The sequence below is a fragment of the Kribbella sp. NPDC004536 genome, assembly GCF_042873835.1.
Classification (GTDB): domain Bacteria; phylum Actinomycetota; class Actinomycetes; order Propionibacteriales; family Kribbellaceae; genus Kribbella.
In genome coordinates this window covers 2,049,594-2,073,736 of record NZ_JBIALY010000001.1, presented here as the reverse complement: position 1 = coordinate 2,073,736, position 24,143 = coordinate 2,049,594, and the positions used below count along the sequence as shown (strand labels likewise).

At 68.5% G+C, this 24,143-nt stretch carries 28 protein-coding genes; 19 read left to right on the top strand and 9 right to left on the bottom strand.

What is annotated here, in order from left to right; genetic code table 11:
- Positions 1 to 42: 42 nt before the first annotated feature.
- Positions 43 to 543 (bottom strand): Lrp/AsnC family transcriptional regulator, encoded by a 501-nt coding sequence (locus ACFYRU_RS10325; RefSeq protein ID WP_387655599.1) that lies wholly within the window; start codon positions 541 to 543, stop codon positions 43 to 45.
- A gap of 94 nt (positions 544 to 637) precedes the next feature.
- Here ACFYRU_RS10325 and ACFYRU_RS10320 point away from each other — a divergent pair, with 94 nt between their 5' ends.
- From ACFYRU_RS10320 to rplI, 5 genes are all read left to right on the top strand, one after another.
- Positions 638 to 1,762 (top strand): MFS transporter, encoded by a 1,125-nt coding sequence (locus ACFYRU_RS10320; RefSeq protein ID WP_387655596.1) that lies wholly within the window; start codon positions 638 to 640, stop codon positions 1,760 to 1,762.
- 192 nt (positions 1,763 to 1,954) lie between these two features.
- Entirely contained in the window at positions 1,955 to 2,245 is a 291-nt protein-coding gene (gene rpsF / locus ACFYRU_RS10315; RefSeq protein WP_387655594.1) for a 30S ribosomal protein S6, read from the top strand.
- A gap of 92 nt (positions 2,246 to 2,337) precedes the next feature.
- Positions 2,338 to 2,946, top strand: coding sequence for a single-stranded DNA-binding protein (locus tag ACFYRU_RS10310; RefSeq protein ID WP_387655591.1), 609 nt, complete (start codon positions 2,338 to 2,340; stop codon positions 2,944 to 2,946).
- Positions 2,947 to 3,021: 75 nt separating this feature from the next.
- Positions 3,022 to 3,255 (top strand): 30S ribosomal protein S18, encoded by a 234-nt coding sequence (gene rpsR, locus ACFYRU_RS10305; protein ID WP_141856470.1) that lies wholly within the window; start codon positions 3,022 to 3,024, stop codon positions 3,253 to 3,255.
- Positions 3,256 to 3,269: 14 nt separating this feature from the next.
- The gene (gene rplI / locus ACFYRU_RS10300; RefSeq protein ID WP_387655589.1) at positions 3,270 to 3,716 is read left to right on the top strand and encodes a 50S ribosomal protein L9; all 447 of its coding nucleotides are present in this window, start codon (positions 3,270 to 3,272) and stop codon (positions 3,714 to 3,716) included.
- Positions 3,717 to 3,825: 109 nt separating this feature from the next.
- Here rplI and ACFYRU_RS10295 read toward each other — a convergent pair whose 3' ends face one another.
- The gene (locus tag ACFYRU_RS10295; protein WP_387655587.1) at positions 3,826 to 4,029 is read right to left on the bottom strand and encodes a hypothetical protein; all 204 of its coding nucleotides are present in this window, start codon (positions 4,027 to 4,029) and stop codon (positions 3,826 to 3,828) included.
- Entirely contained in the window at positions 4,026 to 5,444 is a 1,419-nt protein-coding gene (locus ACFYRU_RS10290; RefSeq protein ID WP_387655585.1) for a hypothetical protein, read from the bottom strand. The genes ACFYRU_RS10295 and ACFYRU_RS10290 overlap by 4 nt, the downstream gene beginning before the upstream one ends.
- Positions 5,445 to 5,692: 248 nt before the next feature.
- Between ACFYRU_RS10290 and ACFYRU_RS10285 the strand changes: the two genes are divergently transcribed.
- From ACFYRU_RS10285 to ACFYRU_RS10240, 10 genes are all read left to right on the top strand, one after another.
- Complete coding sequence (locus tag ACFYRU_RS10285; protein ID WP_387655583.1) at positions 5,693 to 6,316, top strand: DUF6668 family protein; 624 nt, start codon at positions 5,693 to 5,695, stop codon at positions 6,314 to 6,316.
- A gap of 30 nt (positions 6,317 to 6,346) precedes the next feature.
- A complete protein-coding gene (locus ACFYRU_RS10280) occupies positions 6,347 to 6,604 on the top strand; it encodes a TrbC/VirB2 family protein (RefSeq protein ID WP_387655580.1) in 258 nt (85 codons plus the stop codon).
- Positions 6,605 to 6,708: 104 nt separating this feature from the next.
- Entirely contained in the window at positions 6,709 to 7,515 is an 807-nt protein-coding gene (locus ACFYRU_RS10275; protein ID WP_387655578.1) for a hypothetical protein, read from the top strand.
- Complete coding sequence (locus tag ACFYRU_RS10270) at positions 7,512 to 8,456, top strand: hypothetical protein (RefSeq protein WP_387655576.1); 945 nt, start codon at positions 7,512 to 7,514, stop codon at positions 8,454 to 8,456. The genes ACFYRU_RS10275 and ACFYRU_RS10270 overlap by 4 nt, the downstream gene beginning before the upstream one ends.
- A gap of 1 nt (position 8,457) precedes the next feature.
- Complete coding sequence (locus ACFYRU_RS10265) at positions 8,458 to 10,068, top strand: hypothetical protein (protein WP_387655573.1); 1,611 nt, start codon at positions 8,458 to 8,460, stop codon at positions 10,066 to 10,068.
- Complete coding sequence (locus ACFYRU_RS10260) at positions 10,055 to 11,563, top strand: SCO6880 family protein (RefSeq protein WP_387655570.1); 1,509 nt, start codon at positions 10,055 to 10,057, stop codon at positions 11,561 to 11,563. The genes ACFYRU_RS10265 and ACFYRU_RS10260 overlap by 14 nt, the downstream gene beginning before the upstream one ends.
- 34 nt (positions 11,564 to 11,597) lie before the next feature.
- Positions 11,598 to 13,214 (top strand): ATP/GTP-binding protein, encoded by a 1,617-nt coding sequence (locus tag ACFYRU_RS10255; RefSeq protein ID WP_387655567.1) that lies wholly within the window; start codon positions 11,598 to 11,600, stop codon positions 13,212 to 13,214.
- Positions 13,215 to 15,050: a type IV secretory system conjugative DNA transfer family protein gene (locus ACFYRU_RS10250; RefSeq protein ID WP_387655565.1), complete on the top strand. Its 1,836-nt coding sequence runs from the start codon at positions 13,215 to 13,217 to the stop codon at positions 15,048 to 15,050.
- Positions 15,040 to 15,417 (top strand): DUF4913 domain-containing protein, encoded by a 378-nt coding sequence (locus ACFYRU_RS10245; protein ID WP_141856453.1) that lies wholly within the window; start codon positions 15,040 to 15,042, stop codon positions 15,415 to 15,417. The genes ACFYRU_RS10250 and ACFYRU_RS10245 overlap by 11 nt, the downstream gene beginning before the upstream one ends.
- Position 15,418: 1 nt before the next feature.
- The gene (locus ACFYRU_RS10240; RefSeq protein WP_387655562.1) at positions 15,419 to 15,751 is read left to right on the top strand and encodes a YrdB family protein; all 333 of its coding nucleotides are present in this window, start codon (positions 15,419 to 15,421) and stop codon (positions 15,749 to 15,751) included.
- Here ACFYRU_RS10240 and ACFYRU_RS10235 read toward each other — a convergent pair whose 3' ends face one another.
- Both ACFYRU_RS10235 and ACFYRU_RS10230 read right to left on the bottom strand, forming a co-directional pair.
- Positions 15,752 to 16,474: a hypothetical protein gene (locus tag ACFYRU_RS10235; RefSeq protein ID WP_387655559.1), complete on the bottom strand. Its 723-nt coding sequence runs from the start codon at positions 16,472 to 16,474 to the stop codon at positions 15,752 to 15,754. It lies immediately after the preceding gene.
- Positions 16,475 to 16,515: 41 nt separating this feature from the next.
- The gene (locus ACFYRU_RS10230; RefSeq protein WP_387655557.1) at positions 16,516 to 17,832 is read right to left on the bottom strand and encodes an MATE family efflux transporter; all 1,317 of its coding nucleotides are present in this window, start codon (positions 17,830 to 17,832) and stop codon (positions 16,516 to 16,518) included.
- A gap of 399 nt (positions 17,833 to 18,231) precedes the next feature.
- Between ACFYRU_RS10230 and dnaB the strand changes: the two genes are divergently transcribed.
- Positions 18,232 to 20,025, top strand: a complete 1,794-nt coding sequence (dnaB, locus tag ACFYRU_RS10225; protein WP_387658074.1) for a replicative DNA helicase — start codon at positions 18,232 to 18,234, stop codon at positions 20,023 to 20,025.
- Position 20,026: 1 nt separating this feature from the next.
- Here the strand turns inward: dnaB and ACFYRU_RS10220 are convergent, their stop codons facing one another.
- Positions 20,027 to 20,389, bottom strand: coding sequence for a DoxX family protein (locus ACFYRU_RS10220; RefSeq protein ID WP_387655554.1), 363 nt, complete (start codon positions 20,387 to 20,389; stop codon positions 20,027 to 20,029).
- Positions 20,386 to 20,967, bottom strand: coding sequence for an NADPH-dependent FMN reductase (locus ACFYRU_RS10215; protein ID WP_387655551.1), 582 nt, complete (start codon positions 20,965 to 20,967; stop codon positions 20,386 to 20,388). Before ACFYRU_RS10215 ends, ACFYRU_RS10220 begins: the two co-directional genes overlap by 4 nt.
- Positions 20,968 to 21,071: 104 nt before the next feature.
- Here ACFYRU_RS10215 and ACFYRU_RS10210 point away from each other — a divergent pair, with 104 nt between their 5' ends.
- Positions 21,072 to 21,545 (top strand): MarR family winged helix-turn-helix transcriptional regulator, encoded by a 474-nt coding sequence (locus ACFYRU_RS10210; RefSeq protein WP_387655550.1) that lies wholly within the window; start codon positions 21,072 to 21,074, stop codon positions 21,543 to 21,545.
- Here the strand turns inward: ACFYRU_RS10210 and ACFYRU_RS10205 are convergent.
- Positions 21,542 to 22,174, bottom strand: coding sequence for a MerR family transcriptional regulator (locus ACFYRU_RS10205; protein WP_387655547.1), 633 nt, complete (start codon positions 22,172 to 22,174; stop codon positions 21,542 to 21,544). The genes ACFYRU_RS10210 and ACFYRU_RS10205 overlap by 4 nt on opposite strands.
- Positions 22,175 to 22,256: 82 nt before the next feature.
- Between ACFYRU_RS10205 and ACFYRU_RS10200 the strand changes: the two genes are divergently transcribed.
- On the top strand, positions 22,257 to 22,754 hold the full coding sequence (locus tag ACFYRU_RS10200; protein WP_387655544.1) for a hypothetical protein: 498 nt from the start codon (positions 22,257 to 22,259) through the stop codon (positions 22,752 to 22,754).
- Entirely contained in the window at positions 22,751 to 23,152 is a 402-nt protein-coding gene (locus ACFYRU_RS10195) for a hypothetical protein (protein ID WP_387655541.1), read from the top strand. The genes ACFYRU_RS10200 and ACFYRU_RS10195 overlap by 4 nt, the downstream gene beginning before the upstream one ends.
- On the opposite strand, the gene ACFYRU_RS10190 is transcribed toward ACFYRU_RS10195, so the two are convergent.
- Positions 23,149 to 24,108, bottom strand: coding sequence for a helix-turn-helix transcriptional regulator (locus tag ACFYRU_RS10190; protein WP_387655539.1), 960 nt, complete (start codon positions 24,106 to 24,108; stop codon positions 23,149 to 23,151). The two genes, ACFYRU_RS10195 and ACFYRU_RS10190, sit on opposite strands and share 4 nt — an antisense overlap.
- Positions 24,109 to 24,143: the final 35 nt, after the last annotated feature.

Here is a 24,143-nt window from a genome sequence, read left to right as displayed (position 1 = left end):
ACGGACAGTGCCGAATACCTACCCCACCCCACCGCCCCGGTCTCAGGATCCCCACCCGGCGGACCGCGTCACCTTCCGCTCGTCGGTGCTCGGCTCCTGCACCGGTCGTCCCTCGAACTCGGTGGACAACACGATGTGGGTGTTCATCTCACCGTGCTCACCGAGCCGCTCGAACAGTCCCTCCAGGTGCCGCATCGACGTCACCCGGACCCGCAGCATCGAACACGAGTTGCCGCTCAGCTTGTGGATCTCGAGCACCTCGGGGAAGTCCTCGGCCCGCGTGGTCTTCAGCAGGCAGCGTCCCGTCGTACAGCGCATCTGGACGAACGCAGACAGCGGTTGCCCGGCCTTCGCGGAGTCCACCTCGGCGCGGTAGCCGGTGATGACGCCGGTCTCTTCGAGTCGGCGTACCCGGTCGGCGACGGCGGGTGGTGAGAGGTTGACGCGCTTGCCGAGCTGGTTGAACGAGAGGCGCCCGTCGGACTGCAGCGCGGCCAGGATCTGCCAGTCGGTGGGATCGAGTTCACGCTCCTGAAAGGCCATACTCCCAGAACACCTTTCAGATCGCTGCTCCGCAAGCCCTCAGACCTTCAGTTCTGCCTTCTTCGGGCCACGACGGCTTTCTAGCGTTGTTGGCATGCTGATCCCCGTCGTTCTCGCCGCCGCTCTGATGAACGCCGCCATGGTCGCCGCCAGCGCAGTCAGCGCGATCCTGATCGCCGACGACCTCGGTCCGGCACTGGCCGGACTCCCCAACACAGCAGGCGTACTGGGCACCGCCGCAGGCGCCGTGCTCGTCGGCCGCTGGACATCCCGCCTCAGCCGAGCCCAGGCCCTCAAGACCGGGTACGGCGTAGGCGTAGCCGGCGGAGCGCTCACCGTCCTGGCCGCTGTCGGCGCACCGATCGCCCTTCTCTTCCCAGGCATGTTCCTACTAGGCATAGGCAACGCAGCCAGCCTGTTGTCGCGCTACGCAGCTGCGGACGCAGCACCGCCTGCACGACGTTCCAGGGCAATGAGCACAGTCATCTGGGCAAGCACATTCGGAGCCGCCGGCGGCCCGTTCCTCCTGGCTCCGTCTCAGTCCACCGCATCCAACCTCGGCCTACCTGCCATCGCAGGCCCGTTCCTACTCGCACTGGCCGCCGTCTTCAGCGCACTGATCGCCTCGACGTACATCCGTCGTACGAGAACCGCCGACACACCGCAGGCGCAGACGGCCACAACCGAACGTCCGGTACTCCTGGCGGCGGGCGTGATGATCGTCGGCCAGTTGGTCATGGTCTCCGTGATGACGGCAGTCCCCGTCCACACCCACCTGCACCACAACAGCCTCGGCGTCCTCGGCGTGATGCTGTCCGTCCACACCCTGGGGATGTTCGCCCTCTCGCCCCTGACCGGCTGGCTGATCGACCGGTTCGGCGCACGGCTCGTGACGCTCGCCGGGCTGACCGGCCTGCTGGCGGCGGCCGTACTGGTTACCCGCACCGGACTGGTCTTCACGCCCGCGCTCTTCCTCCTGGGCTACGCGTGGAACCTCTGCTACCTCGGCGGCAGCTCCCAATTCGGCTCAACCGAGGTCGAGAGCCGCGTCGAATCCTCGATCTGGGCCGTATCCGCCCTGGCCACGGCGACATCCCCCTGGCTATTCACCCTGGGCGGCTTCCCGGTACTGGCCGTCGTCTCGCTCGCCCTCGCCGTAACCGTTGCTCCTGTTCGTACTCCGCAGTCGCCCACGTGTCGTCGTCGCGCGATGACGTAGAGTCACCGGAACAGGCCTGTGGATATGGTCAGGCGGGCGTCCGAACGCTGGTACTCTTTTGGTTGTGGCCCGGTCCATCGACCGGGCTCATTGCTTGGCGTCGGCGGCAAGAGCCGGCGTGCAGCACACCGCATCGCCCTCCTGCCACGGAGAGACCGTGGCCGCCAAGTCCGAAGGAGGTGGAGTTCGCGCATGCGTCGTTACGAAGTCATGGTGATCCTCGACCCGGAGCTCGATGAGCGCACCGTGGAGCCGTCCATCGACCAGTACCTGAACATCGTCCGCAAGGAAGGTGGCACGGTCGAGAAGCTCGACATCTGGGGTCGTCGGAAGCTTGCCTATGACGTCAACAAGAAGTCCGAAGGCATCTATGCCGTCGTCGACCTGACCGCCGAGCCGGCGGTCGTGAAGGAGCTCGACCGTCAGCTCACGCTGAACGAGTCGATCCTGCGCACCAAGGTCATCCGGCCGGACCAGCACTGACCCTGGGGTCGTCAGCAGCCATCGGTACTGTCGGCTCCAGCCGATACCAATGGCTGTAGACACAGCCACACCCGATAGCAGGAGGAACGGCAATGGCAGGCGAACCACCCATCACCCTGATCGGAAACCTCACGGGTGATCCGGAACTGCGCTTCACGCCCTCGGGCGCCGCGGTGGCGAATTTCACCATCGCGTCCACCCCGCGGACGCTGGACCGGCAGAGCAACGAGTGGAAGGACGGGGAAACCCTCTTCATCTCGTGTTCGGTGTGGCGGCAGGTCGCCGAGAACGTTGCCGAGTCACTCACCCGCGGTTCCCGGGTCGTCGTGCACGGGCGCCTGAAGGCGCGCAGCTACGACGACCGCGACGGGAACAAGCGCACCGTCTTCGAGTGTGACGTCGAGGAGATCGGCGCCAGCATGCGTTACGCGACGCTGAAGATCTCCAAGACCTCGCGCTCCGACGGCGGTGGCGGCGGTGGCTTCGGTGGTGGCGGCAACCAGGGTGGCGGTGGCTACCAAGGTGGCGGTGGCGGATACCAAGGCGGCGGCGGCAACCAAGGAGGCGGTGGCGGCGGTCAAGGTGGCGGCAACCAGCAGAACGACCCTTGGGCCACCCCGCAGGGCGGCGGTCAGTCCGCCCAGCAGAACGACCCCTGGGCCAGCCAGGGCGGCGGCTCGATGGAGGAGCCTCCGTTCTGATCGGCCCGCAATTCATCAGTCAGTGACCATTCCGGCAGCTCTGCCGGGCTCTGGAAATAGGAAGAGAGCACCACAATGGCCAAGATCGTTCGGAAGCCGAAGAAGAAGATCTGCGGCTTCTGCAAGGACAAGGCGACGTACGTCGATTACAAGGACACCGCGCTGCTGCGCAAGTTCATCTCGGACCGCGGCAAGATCCGCGCCCGCCGGGTGACCGGGAACTGCGTGCAGCACCAGCGCGACGTGGCCACCGCTATCAAGAACGCTCGTGAGGTGGCGCTGCTGCCGTACACGAGCACGGCTCGCTGAGGGAGGCGCGGACCATGAAGCTCATCCTGTCTCAGGAGGTCGAGGGCCTCGGGGCTCCCGGCGACATCGTCGAGGTCAAGGACGGCTACGGCCGGAACTACCTCGTCCCGCGCGGCCTGGCCATCGGCTGGACCCGTGGCGCGGAGAAGCAGATCGTCACGATCAAGCGGGCGCGTGACGCCCGGGCGATCCAGGGCAAGGAGCACGCGAGCGAGGTCAAGAACCAGCTCGAGCAGCTCGCCGTCAAGCTGGACGTCAAGGCCGGCGACACCGGCCGCCTGTTCGGTTCGGTGACCCCGGCCGACATCGCCGGTGCCATCAAGGCCGCCGGCGGCCCGTTGGTCGAGAAGCGCGCGATCGCGATCGCGTCGCCGATCAAGACCACCGGCAAGCACCAGGTCTCGGTGCAGCTGCACCCGGAGGTGGCCGCCACGGTCCGCCTCGAGGTCGCGGCCGGCTGATTCCGCAGTACGCCACGAAGGCCCGCGTTTCCGCAAGGGGACGCGGGCCTTCGTGCGTGCCAGGCCAAGCGCCTCGCTGCCCTGGCCGCGGGTGGCCAGACGCCGCGGCTCAGCCTGGGTACGGCGAGGGCGCCGGCCACTGGACCGGCTGTGGCTCCGACGGCTGCCCCGACTGGTTGGGCGGGTCGACCGTCGGCCAGGCGGTCGGCTGCGGTTCGTTGTCGTCCGCCAGCGCGTGCGTCGACGGAGCGAACAGCACACCGACCGCGGCCAGCGCCGCCAGGATCCGCGCCGTCCGGCGCCGGGCGCTCACTTGCGGTCCAAGGCGTAGAGGACCGAGTCGTACACCACGATCGCGTGCGAACCCGCGAGACCCCACGGCCGCGTGACCGCCGCCAACGGGTACTGGTTCCAGTTCGACGAGACGGCGACAGTCTTGCCTTCCAGCGTGCCGTAGATGAACCCGCCCGTCAGCGAGAGCGGCTGGAAGCCGGGGACCATGTGAATCTTGCGGCTGGACAGGTTGATCAGGCACTCACCCCAAGCCGCAGCCGTGCGTTTCGGGTCCGGGACCCAGGCCCAGTCATCGGTGGCGTGTTCCTGCTGGGTCTGGCAGACCGCGACCAGCTTGCCGCTGGCCGTGGATTGCACCACCGGGATGACCTGGTTCGGGTCCTTCGCGAGGGTCCAGAGCACCAGGGCGTAGTCCGGGCTGGCAGCCACCACCTGCTTGATCTGGCCGGCGCCGCCCGGCTTCTCCAGTGTCAACGTCGCCAACGGCTTGTCCGGCTGCAACCAGTAGAGCGGACCGTCGTACCGCGAGACCAGCACCCGGTCGCCCTCGGCGAGCAGGATGGTCGACAGCAGCGGCGCCTCGGGAATCGCCTTGAGCGCGCCGCCCGAGACGACCATGGCGCCCGCCTGTTGCCCCTGCAGCATGATCAGCGGCGACTTGCCGAAGAACTGCACGGTGGCGCCGTCGGGGAGCTGGATCTCCTTGGGCAGTGCGCCGTCGCCCTCCCAGTAGTACATCGTGTCCCGGGTGGTGATCGCGAGCACGACCTTGGAGTCGATCGTGGTGTAGACCGGGCTGCTCGCGTCCTTCGGGACCTTGTCCTGCCACAGCACCTTGCCGCTGCTGTCGAACACGACGACCTTCTTGTTCGACGAGTCCGGGTCCTCCACCAAGATGGCGACCTCGGTGCCGTCCGGCCGGATCGCCGGCGTGGTGTCCTTTGCGATGGCGACGACCCAGTCGGCATGTGCGGTGTAGCCCGGCGGCTGGGTCTTCGGAGCGAAGTCGTCGACGCGCATGCTCGGGCCCGGCAGCGACGGCAGCTTCGGTGACGTGGTCGCCACCGGCTTGTGCTCGCCGAGCTTGCTGAACACCGTCAGGTACAGCACGGTCCCGCCGAGCAGTACGGTGGCCACGACCATGGCGAGGACGATCGGCCAGATCGGCTTCTGCTTCCCCGTGTTGGTGTCGACCGCGTCGACCTGTCCGTCCGGGTGCACGATCAGTGGCCAGGAGGCGCCGTCGGCCTCGACCGCGGTCACCTTCATCGGGCGGCCGAGCTGCGCCGCCTGTTCGGCGACCAACTGGAGCGCGGCGGCCCGTGGATCCATGTTGTTGAGCGGGTGGCTGCGGCCTGCGATCTTCACTTCGGCGTTGTGGTCGTCGTAGAGCCGAATTGTGACCTTTGGCCAGGAAGGGATCTTCTCAGCCACAGTGACCTCTCATTCCCGCCACAGACATCCCTCGCTCATTCGGTTCCGGCGTCCTCGTTCTAGCATGTCCCCCGCACGAGGCATGCCAGGGATTCCGGGCACGCAGAAACCACGCGGGCCCGGCGGCTCGACTGACCCCGACAAGGGGGTAGAAACATCCTCGCCTGTGGATGGGTCACGAAAGTACACCCGGAAAGCGAGAGAATACGGTGGGCGACAGCCTGTGACGCACCGCGAGAGGAGGGGCCATGACGCAGAACCCGTGGACACGAGATCAGTCTCCGGGTCCGCAGCAGCAGCCGTCAGCCGGCCCCGGACCTCGGCCGGACATCACCCCGCGGGGGCCGTCCGCTCCCCAGCACGGGGTGCCGGCGCCCGCGGAGGACCAGCGGCTGCCCAAGTTCGCGATTCCGGCGGCGGACACGTTGTGGTGGGTCGGCGTGCACGGTGGCGCCGGCGAGACCACGATGTCCACCCTGCTTCCGGGGACCCGGGCGGCCAACCATCGTTGGCCGATCCCGCCGCCGCCGGTGCCGACACCGGTGATCCTGGTCGCCCGGACCCACGGGTCCGGGCTGCGCGCCGCGCAGCGAGCCGCGATCGAGTGGGCCTCGGGCGTCGTCCAGGGGGTCGCCGTGCTCGGCCTGGTGCTGATCGCGGACGCCCCGGGCCGGTTGCCCCGGGTGCTCGACGACTTCGCCGACATCGTCGGTGGAGGTGTCCCGAGGGTCTGGGACATTCCGTGGATCGAGGAGTGGCGCCGAGGGGAGGCTCCCACCCCTGACAACACTCCGGACGAGGTTTTCGAAGTACTTGAATCCATCTACGCACTTCGCGCGTCAAACCCAGCGGACTACCCCGCCCCGTACTGAAAGGGTGCTTTCACCATGATGTTGCTCCACATGGCTTCCGAACTGCCCACCGTGCTGCCGATGGCCACCATGCCACCGGAGGTCACGAACAAGCTCAACGACGTCGTCACTTGGGTCCAGACCATCGCGTACATCATCTGCGGCCTCGGCATCATCATCGCCGGCGGCATGATGGCGGTCGGTCAGCGCCGCGGTGAAGGTGGCGAGCACGCCGCCCGGCTCGGTTGGGTGCTGGCCGCCTGCATCGTCATCGGTGCGGCGAACGGCCTCGTGTCCGCCCTGAGGTGACGGTTACCCGACCTGTAGGAACCTGCATGGAAGGCTGATCGTAGGTGGGACTGTTCGGCAGGACCCCGGACTCGGGAGACGACACCGACGGCGAAGGTACCGGCATGCTCGACAACCGGACCTTCGTCGCGTCGGCGATCGTCGTCGTGGCGCTGGTCCTGTGTCTCGTGGCGTACCTGGTTCTGCGCGGTGGATCGGGTACGCCGAACGCCACGCCGAGCCAGACACCGAGTACGCCCACGGGCCAACCCACCGACGTGCCCACCGACGAGCCGAGTGAACCGCCCGCCACACCGGATCCGACCGCGACGACGACTCCGCGGGTCACTCCGCCGCCGGCGAACAACACCGTCGGCGGCTGCCACGTCGCCAAGCCGCCGCTGGCGATCCCGCGGTACTACGCGCCGACGGCGGTCACCTGGCAGTTCGAGGGGAGCATGCTGATCCCGCTGCAGGTCGCGGGCGGTCCCGCGGCGACCAGGACGAACGGCGTCAAGTACTGCTTCGCGCACTCGCCGACCGGCGCCGTGCTCGCGGCGATGGTCCTGCTCGGGCAGGTCCAGAACCGGTCCGTCGCGCTCGACGTCCTGGAGGAGCGCGTGGTGCCCGGGCCCGGTCAGGTCAAGGCGATCGCCCAGGCGAAGCTCGACCTGGCGACCCCGGCGGACAGCACCAGCGTGCAGTTCGTCGGCTTCAAGGTGGTCTCCTACCCGAAGGACGGGTCGCAGGCGATCATCCAGATCGCGTCCCAGTTGGGTGACCAAGGCGTCGGCGCCCTGATGGTCACCATGCAGTGGTACAAGGGCGACTGGCGTGCGGTGCTGCAGGACGACGGAAGCTTCAACGGGACGGTCGAACCGGACATCCTGTCCTCGCTCAACGGCTACGTAAGGTTCAGTGGTTCCTCATGATCGCTCTATGCTCGTGGTGGCCGGGTGACTGGGCCGACTGCGTCCGGAAGTACGTGGGCGAGGCGGTCTCCTGGTTCGTCAATCTGCTCTTCGGCAAGATCTTCGACGCGGTCCGGGACATCGTCCTCGCGGCCGTCGCCAGTGTGATCAAAGCCGTCGGCTTCGCCTGGATCTACCTCTCGACCCCGAACGTCGAGGCGAACGGCCCCGCCAGCTGGGTTCAGGCCCACACGTACTTCATCGTCGTGGCGGTCGGCGCGATCGCGGTGATCGTGGGCGCGATGCAGATGGCGTTCATGCAACGCGGCGAGCCGCTGCGCGACATCCTGAAGTCGCTGCTCACGCTGCTGGTCGTGTCGGCCGGGGGATCGGCCTTCGCGGCCACGCTGATCTCCGCCTCCGACAGCTTCTCGAAGTGGATCATGGACGCGGCCCTGCTGCCCACCAACGGCGAGTGCCACGGTGACAAGGTGCCTGAGAGCGCCAAGCACGTCTGTTCGGACGCGGCGGTGTCCAAGCTGACCGAGGTGCTGCTCACTCCGCTCAAGGGCCCGCAGGAGCTGTTCGGCTTCATTCTGGTCATCTTCGTCGGCATCCTGATGGTCATCACGGCGATCATTCAGCTGGCCATGATGATCGTCCGGTACGGGATGCTCGTACTGCTGGTCGGTGTCCTGCCGCTGACCGCGGCCGCGACGAACACCGAGATGGGGATGATGTGGTTCAAGCGCACGCTCAGCTGGTTGGTCGGATTCATCATCTACAAACCTGTCGCGGCATTGATCTACGCGACAGCCATACTGCTGATCGGCGGCGCCCCGACGAACGGTCCAGCGGGCACCTCCGAGACTCTGAACATGGTCATGGGCATCACGCTCATGGTCGTTGCGGTCGTCGCACTGCCGGCCATCCTGCGGTTCGTCTCACCGAAGACGTCCTGACATGATTCCGCTCGGCTGGGTCGACATCCTCAAGAAAGCTTTCCAGGCGGTTGTTGGCGTCGGCTCCGCCCTGATCGATGGCCTGATAAAAGTGATCTTCGAACCAATCCTGACCGCGATCGCGAAAGCCGTCGGGGTCATCATGAGCACGATCGGTACCTTCTGGATCTCCCTCCCGACACCGGCCATCGGCAGCGTCGACTCGCAAGGGAATCCGACCGGACAGCCGGCCAGCGGCGCGGTCAGCTGGGTCTGGGATCACACCCAGTTCCTCAGCATCTCGATCGCCACCATCGCGCTGATCGTCGGCTGCATGCGGATGGCCTGGACCCAGCGCGGCGAGTCGGCCCGCGATCTGCTCAGGGGGTTGTTGACGCTCGCGGTCGCCTCCGCCTTCGTGATCGGGGTGGCACAGCTGTTGATCGGCTGGGCGGACACATTCTCGAACTGCCTTGTCACCTCGTCCCTCATGCACGGCTCGGGGGACGGCTGGGTGTGTCCTGGGGATCCGATACCCCCCGGCCAGGATGTGGACTTCGGCAAGGCGATGCTCCTGTTACTCGGGTTCGGTGCGGCCGCGACCGCGGCCAGTCCGCTCGGTATCGGACTGCTGATCTGCATCGGCCTCCTGTGCATCATCGCCGGCGTGATCCAGGTCGTGCTGATGATCGTCCGGAGCGCGATGCTGATCCTGCTGCTCGGGGTGTTGCCGATCGCGGCCGCCGCGACCAATACCGAGATGGGGAAGGAATGGTTCAAGAAGATCCTGTCCTGGATCTTCGCCTTCATCCTCTACAAACCGGTGGCCGCGATCGTCTACGCCACCGCGATCCGGCTGACCTCGAACAACGGTGACCTCTCCTTCAACCCGACGGAGGTCGGAGGTGAGGTCATGAACCTGGTCACCGGTGTCACGATGCTGGTGCTCGCGTTGTTCGCGCTGCCGGCGCTGATGCGGTTCATCGTGCCGATGGTCGCGGCGACCGCGGGCTCGGCCGGTGCCGGCATGCTCGCGGCCCGGATGGTCGGGATGGACAAGCTCGGCGACATGGCGAACAAGAGCGCCGAGTCCGGGTCGGACAGCGGTAGTGGCAGTAGCGACGGCCCGACCGGCGCGCAGAACGTCGGCAACGCCCGCCAGCAGGCCCCGAGCAGTAGCGGACCTGGGCCGAGCGGCGGCGAAGGCGCCGCGGCCGGCGGAGAAGGTGGCGCGGCCGGTGCTGCCGGCGGAGCCAGCGGCGGTGCGGCTGGTGGTGCGGCCGGAGGCGCCGCAGGTGGGGCTGCCGGTGGTGGCGCGGCTGCCGCCGGTGGTGGTGCCGCCGCAGCTGGTGGACCGGTTGGTGTCGCGGCGGTGGTCGCGATCAAGGCCGGTAAGGCAGTGAAGGACGGCGCCGAGACCCTGGGCAAGGAAGCCATGGGCGACGAAGCCAGCGGCGGTGGCGGTGGTGGCGGTGGTGGTGGTGGCGGTAGCGACGGCGGCGGCCCGTCCGGTAGCTCCCCGGGCGGCGACCCGGGCCGCGACCGCCAACGGCAGCAGAGGTACGACGACGACAGGGCTCGCGGCAACGAGCCACGACCACCAGAACCGGACGGACCAAGTGGCAGCGGCTGACAACGTACGACGCGCACCTCGCACCTACGGCAACTGGCGGCAGCCCGCGTCCGCGGGCATCGCCGGCCTGGGCATGCTCGGCACGGCCATCCTGATGGGTGGCCTGCTGCTGGTGATCATCGCGATGATGTCGGGCGGTATCCAAGCCGCCTTCGTCACGCTGATGATCGTCGGGGTCGCGATCGGGCTCCTGATCACCAAGGACAAGCACGGACAGTCGACGCTGCAACGGCTCTCGACCAGCATTGGATGGCAACGAGCAAAGATGGCTAAGCACAACCTGTACCGCTCCGGCCCGCTCGGCCGGACCGCCTGGGGCAAGTTCCAGCTGCCCGGTCTCGCCGCGGCCTCCCAGCTGAGCGAGTACCAGGACTCGTACGGCCGGCCGTTCGCGCTGCTGTACTACCCGAGCACCCGGCACTTCACGGTCGTCATCAACGCCGAGCCCGACGGCGCGTCCCTCGTCGACGAGGACCAGGTCGACGTCTGGGTGGCGCACTGGGGCCAGTGGCTCGCGTCGCTGGGTCACGAGCCGGGCATCATCGCCGCCTCGGTGACGGTGGAGAGCGCACCCGACACCGGCATCCGGCTGCGCCGCGAGGTCGGCAACAACATGATGGACGGAACTCCGCCGATCGCCCGGGCGATGCTCACCGAGGTCGTGCAGACGTACCCGGAGGGCTCCGCGCTGGTGTCCGCCCGGGTCGCGCTGACCTTCAAGGGCACCGACCGGAGCGGCAAGCGGCGTAAGGAAGACGACATGGGTCGCGAGCTGGCGGCCCGGCTGCCAGCGCTGACCCAGAGCCTGAACGCGACCGGTGCCGGCGCCGCCCGGCCGGTCAGCGCCCAGGAGCTGTGCGAGGCGATCCGGATCGCGTACGACCCGGCCTCCGCCGCGCTGATCGACGAGGCCCGCAGCCAGGGCATGCCGCCCGAGCTGCAGTGGACCGACGTCGGCCCGGCGGCCGCCCAGGCGTTCTGGGACAAGTACCGGCACGACTCGGCCTGGTCGATGACCTGGCAGATGTCGCAGGCACCGCGTGGTGAGGTGTTCTCGTCGGTGCTGTCGCAGCTGGTCGCGCCGCACCCCGACATCGACCGCAAGCGCGTCACGATGCTCTACCGTCCGCTGGACGCCGGTACGGCGGCCCGCATGGTGGAGGCCGACAAGCGCAACGCGTCGTTCCGGGCCACCACGTCCGCGCGGCCGTCCGCGCGCAGCCTGGCCGAGGCCCGGGCCGCCGACCGGTCCGCGCAGGAGGAGGCCCGCGGCGCCGGTCTGGTCAACTTCGGCATGGTCGTGACCGGGACGGTGATGTCTGCGGAGCAGCTGCCGGACATGGTGGCGGCGATCGACAACCTCGGCGCGACCGCCCGGGTGCTGCTGCGACCGGCGTACGGCTCGCAGGACTCCGCGTTCGTCGCCGCGCTGCCGCTGGGTGTGGTGGTCTCGAGCCACCTCGCGGTGCCCGCCGGACTGCGGGAATCTCTATGATTGAGCTGAGCGCAGTGACGTCTGGGGAGTCACAGTGAGCGACAAGAAGCAGAAGAAGCCCGTCGACCCGAGCCGACGCGGACGGCGGCCGATGCCGCGCGGCTGGCCTGGCCCGGGCGGTGGCTACTCGACGTACCTGCAGGCTCCGCAGGAGTGGCGCGGTACGACGGTGCAGGTCTGCGGGATGTGGCCGTTCTCGGCTGGTACCGGCAGCCCGATGGTCGGCGTACCGATCGGCCGGAACATCCTGTCCGGCGCGACCATGTGCTGCGACCCGATCAGCTGGTTCATGCGGGCCAAGCTGATCTCGAACCCGTCGATGTTCGTGCTCGGCAAGCCCGGTCTGGGCAAGTCGACGATCACCCGGCGGATGGCCCTCGGCCTCGCGGGGTACGGCGTGCAGCCGCTGGTACTGGGCGACCTGAAGCCGGACTACAAGGACCTGATCGAGGCGCTCGGCGGCCAGGTCATCCAGCTCGGCCGCGGCCGTGGCCACCTGAACGTGCTGGACCCGGGCGAGTCCCGGGAGGCCGCGCTGCGGCTGACCGGCAAGGCCCGGGAGGCGATCCAGGCCGACGCGCACGGCCGTCGGCAGACGATGGTCTCGGCGCTGATCGCGATCATGCGTAACCAGAACCCGAACGACCGCGAGGAGACCATCCTCGACGAGGCGCTCAAGGTCCTGGACGAGCGCTTCCAGGGCACGCCGGTGCTGAAGGACCTGCTCCAGGTCATCCAGGACGCCCCGGACCGGGTCCGCAACGTGGCCTTGGACCGCGGCAGCCTGGACCGCTACCGGCAGATCACCGAAGGTCTGGAAGCCTCGCTGATCGGTCTGGTCGGCGGTGGCCGGCTCGGCGAGATCTTCTCCGCGCCGACCGACAACCCGATGCAGATGGACCGCCCGGTCGTCTTCGACGTCTCCAACGTCGACGACTCCGAGACCAGCCTGCAGGCCGCCGTACTGCTGGCCTGCTGGTCGTACGGGTTCGGCGCGGTCGCGGTGTCGCAGGCGCTGGCCGACGCCGGTCTGGAGCCGCGGCGGCACTACTTCGTCATCCTCGACGAGCTCTGGCGGGTACTGCGGGCCGGCAGCGGCCTGGTCGACCGGGTCGACGCGCTGACCCGGCTGAACCGGCAGCGCGGTGTCGGCATGGCGATGATCTCGCACACCATGTCCGACCTGCTCGCGCTGCAGAACCCCGAGGACCGGATGAAGGCGAAGGGTTTCGTCGAGCGTTCCGGCATGGTGGTCCTCGGTGGTCTGCCGCGCGCCGAGATGGACAACCTGACCGAGGTCGTGGCGATGTCCCAGGAGGAGCAGAACATGCTCATCGGCTGGCAGGACCCGCCGGCCTGGGACCCGGCCACCGGCAAGGAGGCGGCGCCTCCCGGTCGAGGCAACTTCCTGATCAAGGTCGGTGGCCGCCCGGGCATCCCGGTGCACGTCGGCCTGACCACGGTCGAGCGCGAGATCAACGACACCAACAAGCTGTGGAAGACCGGCGAGGACGGCAAGCCGCAGAAGGTGGAGATTGCGCCGGACGGCACCGAGGCCGTCGTCGGTGAGTACAGCCTGGACGACCCGGCGATGCTGCCGCCCCCCGACCCGACCACGCGCGTCGTCGCCAGAACGGGAGTTGACGAGTAAATGGCCCAGGGCAAACGGAGTACCGGACCGGGTTCGGTCTCACCCGAGGCGATCTTCATCTTCGTCGTCGTCGGCGCGGTCGGGCTGGTGGTGCTCTCGCTCTGGGGCGCGCTGAAGGTCGCTGCCGCGATCAACGGTACGCACCCGGCCGGGAACCCGTTCGACGCGGTCGTCCAGCTGGCCAAGGGCAGCCTGGAGTGGTCCGGCGCCGCCACCGGTGTGCTGGTGGTCGAGATCGTGGTGCTGCTCGGGATCGCCGGCGGCGTCTGGTGGCTGGTGCGGAACCGGCAGCATTCGATCGGCCGGGTGGACCGGCAGGCGTCGCTGATGGCGAAGCGGTCCGAGATCTTCAAGCTCACCCGCGAGGGCGCGCAGCAGAAGGCGAACCAGCTCGGCATCGCCGACGCCGGCCCGGGCATCCTGATCGGCCGGACCGTGACGGACAACCTCGAGGTGTTCGGCAACTGGGAGGACATGCACGTCGACATCTGGGGTCCCCGTACCGGTAAGACCACCTCGCGCGCGGTGCCGGCGATTCTCGACGCTCCGGGTTGCGTCGTCGCCACCTCGAACAAGCGCGACATCGTCGACGCCACCCGCGGCCCGCGCTCGCAGAAGGGCCCGCTGTGGGTGTTCGACCCGCAGGAGGTCTGCGAGGAGCCGCCGAACTGGTGGTGGAACCCGCTGACGTACATCACCGACGAGACCAAGGCGCGCGAGCTGGCCGAGCACTTCGTCGCCTCGCAGCGCGTGGTCGGCGCCCAGACCGACGCGTTCTTCGACGCCGCCGGTACGGACCTGCTCGCCGGCCTGCTGCTCGCCGCCGCGGTGGCGAAGCGCCCGATCACCCAGGTGTACAGCTGGCTCGCCGATCAGCGCAACGACGAGCCGGAGCGGATCCTGCGCAACACCCCGGGCCTGCAGATGTCCGCGGACGGGCTCGCCGGTGTCATCAACGCGCCGGACAAGCAGCGCGCCGGTGTCTACGGTACGGCGCAGCAGAGCGCCCAGTTCCTGATCAACCGCAAGGTCACCCGCTGGGTGGTCCCGAACGGGCCGAACGACAACCGTCCGCAGTTCAACCCGCACGAGTTCGTCCGCCAGGGCGGCACGCTCTACAGCCTCTCCAAGGAAGGTGCGGGTACGGCGGGACCACTCGTCACCGCGCTCACCGTCGCCGTCGTCGAGGCCGCCGAGCAGTACGCCCGCGGCTGCGCGTTCGGCCGGATGCCCAAGCCGCTGGTCGGCGTCCTGGACGAGGCCGCGAACGTGTGCCGGTGGAAGAACCTCCCCGACCTGTACTCGCACTTCGGTTCCCGCGGCATCGTGCTGATGACGATCCTGCAGTCCTGGGCGCAGGGCCAGGAGTGCTGGGGCGACCACGGCATGGAGAAGCTCTGGGGTTCGGCCAACATCCGCGTGTACGGCGGTGGCGGCGCGGACACCAACTTCCTCGAGCGGCTGAGCAAGATGATCGGCGACTACGACATCCAGTCCAACTCGGCGTCGTACAACGAGGGCAAGCGCGGTACCAGCCAGCAGGTCCAGCGGCACAACATCCTCGAGGTGTCCGAGCTGGCCGCGATGCCGCCGGGCCGTGCGGTCGTGCTCTCGTCGGGTAACCCGGCCACGATGGTGAAGACCGTCCCGTGGTTCACCCGGCCGGACGCCGGTACGGTGAAGGCTTCGCTGGCGAAGTACGATCCAGGAGCGGCGCTGAACACCCCGGTGAGCAACAACCCGTGGGTGGCGTCGCAGCAGCCGGCCATCCAGCAGCGAGGCCCGGAGCGGCCGGTCTGGGAGCAGAACGAAGGGGGCAGCAGCGGTGGATGGTGAGCAGGAGCTCTTCTACCCGCACGTCGCGGAGTTCGTGGAAGACCGGCTGATCTACCTCTACACGCGGCGCCTCGGCCAGCAGTTCGTCTGGTGCCCGGAGTGGTACCGGCACGCCGAGGCGCTCAGCCGGCTGGACTCGATCTGGCGCGCCTGGGAGCACCTGCGGCTGGACCCGGCGACCGGGATGTCGGTCTGGTGGCGCGACCACGCGGACCCGCACATGATGGCGCTGCTCGACCCGGACGGACCGTTCGCGGCCTGCCGGAACAACCAGCACACCGACTACCCGATCCCGCCGTTGCCGGTGCAGGAGCCGCCGGCCGGGCTGTTCTTCGACCAGCGCCAGCCGAACATCCGCGGCGTCTGAGATGTGGAAGGCAGCGAACCTGCTGCTCGCCTTCGCCGTCGAAGTGCTTGCCCTTGGCATCTTCGCGTGGTGGGGCTGGGCCACCGGTGGTACGACGCCGGTACGACTGTTGCTGGCGATCGGTCTGCCCGTGCTGGGGGCCGTGCTGTGGGGCCTGTTCGCGGCACCGACCGCCAAACGTGGGCAGGTGCCGCGCTGGACCGTGAAGGTCCTGGTCTTCGGTCTCGCGGCTGCCGCCCTGTGGAGTCTGGGGCACCCGGTGCTCGGCGTCGTGTTCGTCGTGGTGGTCGCCGCGAACCTGGCGATCATCACCACCCAGAAGCTGCAGCCCTGACTACCGCTCGCGGGGCCTGTTCATGCTGAGATCCGGCGTCTTGCTGGGGTCTGCCGCCGGCCTGACGAGGTTGCCCTTGGTGTCCCGGACCTGTCCGTAGCCACGGACGTGCAGGCGGTCCTGCGGGAGTTGTGCCTCGGGGGGTCCCTCAGGCGGGTTCACGGCGCCGGCCGCGCTCGCTTGGGCGTCGTCGCGGTGGTCTTGAGCGGAGGCGTCGTACTCGTCGGCGATCTGGTCCTCGCCGGCGGATCGGCGGGCCTCCTGGTTGGCCAGGTTCTGGAACCGGCGGCCCTCCTCGGCCAGCCCGGCCTGGTCGGGGTCGACAGCTGCCACGTCGCGCAGATGCTGCCCGTGTGCGTTGTCGCCGAGGCTGCGCTGCTTGTCGTTCGCGGCGTACTGCCGGTGTACATCACGCTTCAACTCGTCGGCGTGCGCGAGCTGTATCGCCCGGCTGGTGTCCGCGGCCGCGTCGAGTTGGTCGCGGATCCGGCTCTCCTCGAGCGTCTGCTGGTCGTTGCGGGCGAGCTCGACCCGCTCGAGGTGGGCGGCCTCGGTCTCCTCGTCCAGGAGTTCCTGCTCGTCCTCCTCGAGGCGGCGCTTGGCGTCCGTCAGGTCACGAGACCGAGCGCGGGCGGCCCGGAGCGCACGTTCGGTCTCCGTGTAGTCGTCGCCGCGGTCCCACTCGGGGACGGGCTCGACCGACGGCTCCTCAGGGTCGGGCATGCCGCTCCTTTCCTTCTGTTCCACGATGCCGTACGGCGGGGTCAGCGGGTCGCCCCGGTGACCAGCCAGCCGTCGCGGCGCTCGCGGGCGGTGAGCGTGAGGAATCGGAGCAGCATGTACCCGCCGAACGCCCACCAGAGCGCGACGATCCCGCCGCCCAGCCACAGCACCGCCAGCGCCAGCGGTACGTACAGCGCGAGCGCCACGACTCCGGCCATCGCCAGGTACCGCCCGTCGCCGGCGCCGATCAGTACGCCGTCCAGTACGAACACGACCCCGTTGATCGGCTGCCACAACGCGGACACGATCAGCACGGCCGCGAGCGTACGACGTACATCAGGGTCTGTCGTGAACCACGGGACGTAGACGGCGCGCAGACCCCAGAGCGCCAGGCCGCCGATGACGCCGGAGAACAGGCCCCACCACATCATCCGCCGGGTGATCGCGCGGGTCCCCGCGACATCGCCGGCGCCGAGTGCGCGCCCGGCCAGCGCCTGCGCCGCGATCGCGATCGCGTCCAGGGCGAGCGCGAGGAACGACCACAACGTGAACGCGACCTGGTGCGCCGCGACCGACGTCGTACCCAGAGCGGTCGCGACGAACGTGAGCAGGATGATCGCCGCGCGGAGCGTCAGCGTCCGGACGATCAGTGGTACGCCCATCTGCGCCGACGCGAGGATCCCGGGCCGGTCCGGGCGTAGCTTGGCGCCGTCCCGGCGGGCGCCGCGGACCACGACGACCACCAGGGCGATGCCGGCACCGGTCTGCGCGAGGGCCGTACCGAGGGCGGAGCCGGCGATGTTCAGGTGTACGCCGTACACGAGCAGGACGTTCAGACCGATGTTCGCCAGGTTCGCCGTGATCGCGACGACCATCGGGGTCTTCGTGTCCTGGAGCCCACGCAGTACGCCGGCCGCGGCGAGCAGGAGGAGCATCGACGGGATGCCGAGGCAGGAGATCCGCAGGTATGTGATGGCGTACCCGGCCACTTCCGGCGACGGGTCGAACGCCGCAATCGCCTGCGGCGCCAGCGCCACGCCGAGCAGGGCCAGTACGACACCGAGCAGCAACGCGAGCCACAACCCGTCGATGCCCTGGGCAAGGGCACCCTTGTGGTCGCCGGCGCCGATCCGCCGCGCGACCGCGGAGGTGGTGCCGTACGCGAGGAACACGCAGATACCGACCAGGGTCTGGAGGATCGTTCCGGCGACGCCGAGCGCGGCGAGCTGCGGCGTACCGAGGTGGCCGACGATCGCCGAGTCGGCGAGCAGCATCAACGGCTCGGACACCAGCGCGAAGAACGCGGGGACGGCCAGCCGGAGGATTTCGCGATCCTGTTCGCCTACCCGTCGTCTCACCGGAGCGAGGTTACCCAGCCGGCGCGGGCGTGTCGGAAATTGGTCTCAGACTTTTTCTTCTCCACAGTTGTGCACTGGAGAAAGCGCAGGTCAGGGCCGGGTTGTGGGTTTCCTTCCACAGATATCCACAGGGTTGTGCCCAACCTGTGCACAGCCCGTAGCCGGGTTATCCACGATTCGTCCACAACCCCTGTGGATGTCCAGGTGGCTTTGGGCGGAGAGGTCGGCGTACGGTCGCGAAGCCTGGCACCCGAGACTGTCGGTGGGCGTGGCTATGGTTCGAGCAGGTGTTCGAACCCGGCCGCGGCGGCTGGGGCGGCGACGAGGAGGTCGGACGAAGTGAGCGTGGCGGAGTTCCGCGGGGGCCAGGACGACGGTCACGAAGAGCGCAGTCCGGCGATGGGCTTCGACCGCACTCCTCCACAGGACCTGGCCGCCGAGCAGTGTGTGCTCGGCGCGATGATGCTGAGCAAGGACGCGATCGCCGACGTGATCGAGAACCTGCGCAGCACGGACTTCTACCGCCCGGCGCACGAGGTCGTCTTCGACGCGATCACCGACCTGTACGCACGCGGTGAGCCGGCCGACGCGATCACGGTCGCCGCCGAGCTGAACAAGCGCGGCGAGATGACCCGGATCGGCGGCGCGCCGTACGTGCACACCCTGGTCGCCTCGGTGCCGCTCGCCGCGAACGCGTCGTACTACGCGCACATCGTCCGGGAGAAGGCGATCCTGCGCCGCCTGGTCGAGGCCGGTACGAAGATCGTCCAGCTGGGGTACGCGGGTGAGGGCGAGGTCGACGACGTCGTCGACGAGGCGCAGGCGGAGATCTACTCGGTCACCGAGAAGCGCACCGCCGAGGACTACGCGCCGCTGAAGGACATCATGGAGGGCACCCTCGACGAGATCGAGGCGATCGACTCCCGTGGGGACGCGATGGTCGGCGTACCGACCGGGTTCACCGACCTCGACGAGCTGACCAACGGTCTGCACCCGGGCCAGATGATCATCGTCGCCGCCCGGCCCGCGATGGGTAAGGCGCTCGCCCTCGACACCCCGCTGCCGACGCCGACCGGCTGGACCACGATGGCCGAGGTCGCGGTCGGCGACCAACTCCTGGACGCCGACGGGCTGCCGACCACGGTGGTCGCGGCGACCGAGGTGATGGTGGACCGCCCGTGTTACCGGCTGTCGTTCTCCGACGGCAGCACGATCGTCGCCGACGCCGAACACCAGTGGCGGGTCGAGGACGGCGGCCGCCCGGTGATCTGCACGACCGAAGACCTCTACACGGCGATGTCGGCGAGTCCCGGACTGACACCACCGATCCCGGGGTCGGCGCCGCGGCAGATCACCGGGCACGGCTACCCGGCCGCGCTGACCGGCGAGGGGGAGCGGCGGCTCGAGTGGGTCGACCCGGTGGCCAGCGTGCCGGTGCGCTGCGTCGAGGTCGACAACGCCGACCACCTGTACCTGGCCGGCAAGACGATGATCCCGACCCACAACTCCACCCTGGGTCTGGACTTCGCTCGTTCGTGCTCGATCAAGCACGGCCTGACCTCGTGCATCTTCTCGCTGGAGATGAGCCGCAACGAGATCACCATGCGACTGCTCTCCGCCGAGGCGAAGGTGCCGCTGCACCACATGCGCAACGGCAAGATGACCGACGAGGACTGGGCCCGGCTGGCCCGCAAGATGGGCGAGGTCTCCGAGGCCCCGCTGTTCATCGACGACTCGCCGAACCTGACCATGATGGAGATCCGCGCCAAGGCCCGCCGCCTGAAACAGCGCCACGACCTCAAGCTGATCATCATCGACTACCTCCAGCTGATGACGTCCGGCAAGAAGGTCGAGTCCCGCCAACTCGAAGTCTCCGAGTTCTCCCGCTCCATCAAGCTCCTGGCCAAGGAACTGGAACTCCCGGTCGTCGCCATCTGCCAGCTGAACCGAGGCTCCGAACAACGCTCCGACAAACGCCCCATGGCCTCCGACCTGCGCGAGAGCGGCAGCCTGGAACAGGATGCTGACGTTGTCATCCTGTTGCACCGGGAGGATGCGTACGAGCGGGAGTCGACCCGGCCCGGTGAGGCCGACTTCATTGTCGCCAAGCACCGGAACGGGCCTACTGCGGATGTGGTTGTGGCGTTCCAGGGCCACTACTCGCGGTTCGTGGACATGGCCCACGACGGGTAGGTCAGAAGCGGGCTACTGCTACGAAGACTGCCAAGGCCAGTAGGACGGCGTTTATGGCGGCGTTGGGGTATTCGGAGCGGCGGGCGTGGGTGATGATCGCGCCTAGCATGGTGGCGGCGAGGCCGACCGCCGCGAGCGGGGTGAGCCAAGGGGCGACGTTCAGGGCTCGGGGGAGGATCAGGCCGAGGGCGCCGGCGATTTCGGCGGCGCCGATGAGTTTGATGAGGGTGATCGGGAACGGGGCGGCCCAGCCCATTCGGGGGTTCGCGGCCAGGGAGGCCTTGGTAGCGGGGACCTTCATCGCGCCGGACATCAGGAAGAGCGCGGCGAGCAGGCCGGCGACGATCCAGGCGGTGACGTTCACGCCGCCACCGGCTGCCCGACGCGGACCTGCTTGAGGGCGGTCGCCCACGACTCGAGCTGGTCGAACAGGATCGCCGCCTGGTCGGCGTACTGCGGACCCGGCCGGAAGACGCTGAAGTTCTCGAAGTCGTTGAACAGCGAGAACGACAACTGCTGACGTACGTGCGCGAGCTGCAGCTCGGAGCCGATCGCGCGCAGGTGCTCGATCGCCCGCGCGCCGCCGAGTGAGCCGTACGACACGAAGCCGGCCGCCTTGTTGTTCCACTCGCCGTAGAGGTAGTCGATCGCGTTCTTCAGTACGGCAGACGTGGAGTGGTTGTACTCCGGGGTGACGAACACGAACCCGTCGTACGCCGCGATCGTCGAGGCCCACGCCTTCGTGTGCTCGCCGGCGTACTGCCCGGCCGACGGCGGGATCGCCTCGTCCAGGTGCGGCAGCGGGTAGTCGAGCAGGTCGATCAGCTCATAGGTCGCACCGGTGCGGTTCCGGGCCTGCTCGAGCACCCAGTCAGCCACCGCCTTGCCGTTCCGCCCGGGGCGGGTGCTGCCGAGGATGACCGCGATCTTCAGGTCGCTCATCGCGACGACTCCTTCAAGAAGGGGATGACTTGAAACTTCAAGTAAGACGATAGGACGATTGACATGAACATTCAAGTCAACGGCCGGCTGGCTATGCTGCACGGATGGGGAGCGACGCGGGCGAGCCGCGCTGGCTGAAGGCCGACGAACTGGAGACGTGGAGGACGCTGCAGCTCACGATGGCGCTGCTCACGAGCGCGCTCGGCGAGCAGTTGCAGCGCGATTCCAACCTGAGCTTCCTCGAGTACTACGTACTCGCCGGCCTCTCCGACCAGCCCGAGCACACCATGCGGCTGAGCAACCTCGCGGTACTGGCGAACTCCGAACTCTCCCGCCTGTCACACCTGATCCGCCGCCTGGAGACCCGCGGCCTGGTCCGCCGCGAACCCGACCCGAGCGACGGCCGCTTCACCAACGCGATCCTCACGCCGGCCGGGTACGCCGAGCTCGTCGAAGCCGCGCCCGGACACGTCGAACTGGTCCGCAAACTGGTCTTCGACCCCCTGACCGACGCCGAGGGCCGCGCGCTGCAGAAGGCGATGGCGAAGCTGCTCCCCGGACTCCTCGGCGACTGCTAACGATCTTTCCAGCGCTCCGCCGAGATCGACTCCTGGGCGAGCAGCCGGAGTGACGCGATCAGCGTCTCGCCGAGGATCGTGCCGATCACGACGGACTCGGCGACCTGGTCCCGGGTCGGGTTGGCGGTGACCGCGTCGATCTCGAGTGCGGTGAAGGCCTCGACGGATTCGGCGTACGTGTCGAGATGGGCGACCAGATTCTCCTGGCCGAGCGAACGCAGTGCGGCGATCGTGTCGATCAGCGTGGCCAGCGCCGGCGCCTCGGGATCGACCGTCCAGTCGCGCTCGCGGAGCAGGTCCGCAACCTGGGTGGCCGCGGCGGTGCGGGCCTCGTCGGTCGCGGACAGGCGGCGGGTCGGCGTGAGCGCGCGGTGCGCCCGGCCGATCTGTTCGTGCAACGGCTCGGTGTTCGCGTCGAGTGACTCGAGGATCTCCTTCACGGTGGCCACCGGTACCTGGCCCAGTTCGACCAGGGCGCGGATCAGCCGCAGCCGACGGACGTGCGGCTCGCCGTACGCCGCCTGATTCGGGCTGCTGAGTTCGCCGGCCGGGAGCAGGCCTTCGCGCAGGTAGTACTTGATCGTCGGCACCGGGACGTCGGTGGCCTTGCTGAGTTCCCCGATTCGCATCGCTTGCCTTCCTGTTGCCTGTGATGGATAGTATCAGTATCCATAAGCGGATACCTGAACTATCCATAAGGAGGCGAGTCGGTTGATCCCGCTCGTACTGATCCTCGGCACCGCCGGCTTCCGGGCGTTGGGTTCGTTCGGCGTCCGGCGGTTCACCATGTGGCCGGCCGCCGCGGCGCACGCGATGGCGGTGATGCTGGTGCTGACCGCGAGTGCGCACTTCGTCCCGCCGAGCGTGACGGTGATGCCCAACCACGCCGACATGGTGCGGATGGTCCCGCCGTTCCTGCCGTCCGCCGACGCGCTCGTGTACCTCACCGGCGTACTCGAACTGCTCGGCGCCGCCGGTCTGGTGATCGCCGCGACCCGCAAACCGGCCGGCTACGCGCTCGCAGCGCTCTTCGTGGCCCTCCTGCCTGCCAACATTCACGCGGCGGTCGCCCACGTACCGTTCGCCGGCGGCGAGGCGACGCCACTGTGGCAGCGCATTCCCGAACAGATCCTGTACCTGGCAGTCGCGCTCTGGGTGGCGCGCACAGCTCGCGCAACCGCGCCCGTCGAAGAAGAGGCCCTCGTATGACCGACGCATCCCGCACCATCGCCGGCGTCATCCTGCTGACGATCGTGACGATCCAGTTCGGCGGCTATTTCATGACCAAGATCGTCCGCGGCCAGGTGCCGATGACCGGCTTCCAGAAGTCCTTCGCCCGCGCCGGCCACGCCCACGCCGGCGTGCTGGTGATCCTCAGCCTGGTCGGCTTGCTGTACGTCGACCAGACGACGTTCAGCGGCTTCTGGCTGTGGGTCGCCCGCCTGGCAATCCCGGTCGCCGCGGTCCTGATGTCCGGCGGCTTCTTCGCCTCCTCCGCCGGCAAGGACCGCACCGAACCGAACCAGTTCCTCTGGGTCCTGTGGCTCGGCGCGGCCGCCCTCGCCGTCGGCGTCCTGACCCTGGGAATCGGCCTGATCACCGCTTAGCCGAACGACTGGGCGAGCCGGGCACCGACCGCACTGATGAGGGCGGAGGTTTCCGGCGTCGCCTGGTCGACCGTGATTGGGCCGAGGGCTGCGATGGCTGCCACCTGCGTCAGCAGCATTGCCGGTGTGTCTGCGCTGAACCGCACGACGCAGGAGGACGAATCCAGCGGTTCGACGATCCCGCGGACGATGCCTTCAAATGTTGCGGAGACGGTGGCCGCGGGGGCTTGCACCGTCAGTTGGACGGTGTGTTGGTACTGGGCTGAGACGAAGGATTCGACGAGGTAGGACGCGCCGTCGATCACCCGGGGGGTGAACCGGTGCAGAGCCGGGGTCACGTCGGTGATCCGATCGGCGCGGAAGATGCGCCAGTCGTCGCGGTCCGGATCGAAAGCGAGCAGGTACCAGCGCCAGGCCAGCGTCAGTAGCTGATGCGGTTCCACCCGCCGACGCGTCGTGTCGCGGGCTCGGCCGTGGTACTCGAAGGCAACGATCTCGTTGTTCCGGCAGCAACGGGCGAGGACGGCGAGGACGCCCGGATCGACCTGCGGTACGCCCGGGCGCGGGATCGCCTCCGCGGCCGAGCCGACCGCGGCGAGCTGCGGCCGGAGCCGGGCGGGCAGTACCTGCTCGAGCTTCGCCAGCGCGCTCATCGAGCTGTCCGCCATCCCGCTCACGCCGCCACCGGCCGCGCCGACCAGCCCGAGCGCGACAGCGATCGCCTCGTCGTCGTCCAGTTGCAAAGGCGGCAGACGGGTACCGGATCCGAGTCGGTATCCGCCGGCGGTGCCGGTCGTCCCGGTCACGGGGTAGTCGAGCGCCCGCAGCCGCTCGACATCTCGCCGTACCGTGCGCTCGGTGACGCCGAGTCGCTCGGCCAGGTCGCGGCCGGACCACTCGCGGCGACTCTGGAGCATCGACAGCAACCGCAGCAGCCGGCCGGGCATGTCTCCCATGCCGTAAGTATTCCCTTGCGGACAAGATCTGTCCG